Origin of the sequence: Sutterella seckii (assembly GCF_009183815.1) — a bacterium.
In the GTDB taxonomy this organism is placed as follows: Bacteria; Pseudomonadota; Gammaproteobacteria; order Burkholderiales; family Burkholderiaceae_F; genus Sutterella; species Sutterella seckii.
Window position 1 is genome coordinate 1 of record NZ_WEHX01000189.1, and the last position, 1,286, is coordinate 1,286.

Consider the following 1,286-nt stretch of genomic DNA (forward strand, 5'->3'; position numbering starts at 1 on the left):
TGTTGCCTCCCTGACTCTGCCGAGTCGCTAGACCTTCCCCTTCTCGGGCGGTCAGTGGACTTTCACCACATAGACACACGTGCGCTGCCGAGCGCACCATAAAAACGCCCTGAGGCACGTTCTCATGCATCAGGGCGTTGTTTATGAACGTCTCAGATCCCGGACATCAGTTCGAGAGGTAGTCGCGCAGACGTTCCGTGAAGTCGGGCGTGCGGAGCTTTCTGATCGCCGCCGACTCGATCTGGCGCACGCGCTCGCGCGTGAGGCCGAGCGTGCGGCCCACTTCCTCGAGCGTATGGTCCTGATTCGTGCCGATGCCGTAGCGAAGGCGCAGCACCTGGGCTTCGCGCGGGGTGAGCTCATTCAGGGACTTCTGAATGCATTCAACCATCGACTGATCCTGGAAGGCGATGCCCGGATCATCGTGCTCGTCGCCCTTCACGAAGTCGAGCTTCGTTGCATCCTCTTCGTCGCCGATCGGCGCGTCGATCGATTCGACGCCGCGCATCGCCTGCGTGAGAAGGAGCACCTTCTGAAGCGGCAGGTCGGCGAGCTCCGCGAGCTCCTGCTCGGTCGGCTGACGGCCGTGCTGCTGCAGGAACTTCTGCTTCTGGCGGCGCAGCTTGTTGTAGGACTCGGTCATGTGCACCGGGATGCGGATCGTGTTGCCGAAATCCGCAACCGCGCGGGTCACGGACTGGCGCACCCACCAGGTGGCGTAGGTCGAGAACTTGTAGCCGCGGCGGTATTCGAACTTGTCGACCGCCTTCATGAGCCCGAGATTGCCTTCCTGAATCAGGTCGGTCATCGCGAGGCCGCGGTTCACGTAGCCCTTGGCAATCGAAATGACGAGGCGCAGGTTCGCCTCAATCATCTTTGCCTTCGCCTGCATGAGGTTCGTCTGGGCGAGCTTCATGGCGCGGCCGAGCTCGCGCTGCTCGGAAAGCTTCAGCAGACCGTTCTTCTCAGCGCGGATCAGAACGTCCTGCTCTTCCTTCAGAATCGCGATCGAATGCTCAACGCCCTTCGACCAGGGCTTGTCGAGCTTCGCGATGCGGTCGAAGCAGGCGGGATCCGTCACTTCGTCGCTCTTGAGGAGATCAACGGCATCCTTCTGCGGCATGCGGCACTGATTGACGAGCGTGAGGCGCATCTTCTTCAGAGTGTCGTTCACTTCGTCCATGTGCGAGCCGATGTGGTCCGTAATCTGCGTCACGAGCTTCACGGAGAAGCGGATGGGCGAAAGCGCATCCGACATGTCCTTGAGGGCGCTCCTGTAGGCGCGC

The 1,286-nt window shown here is 61.4% G+C and carries 1 protein-coding gene; it reads right to left on the minus strand.

The window, feature by feature from the left end:
* Window positions 1–166 precede the first annotated feature (166 nt).
* A partial coding sequence (locus GBM95_RS11740; RefSeq protein WP_152159257.1) for a sigma-70 family RNA polymerase sigma factor occupies window positions 167–1,286 on the minus strand: 1,120 nt, incomplete at its 5' end.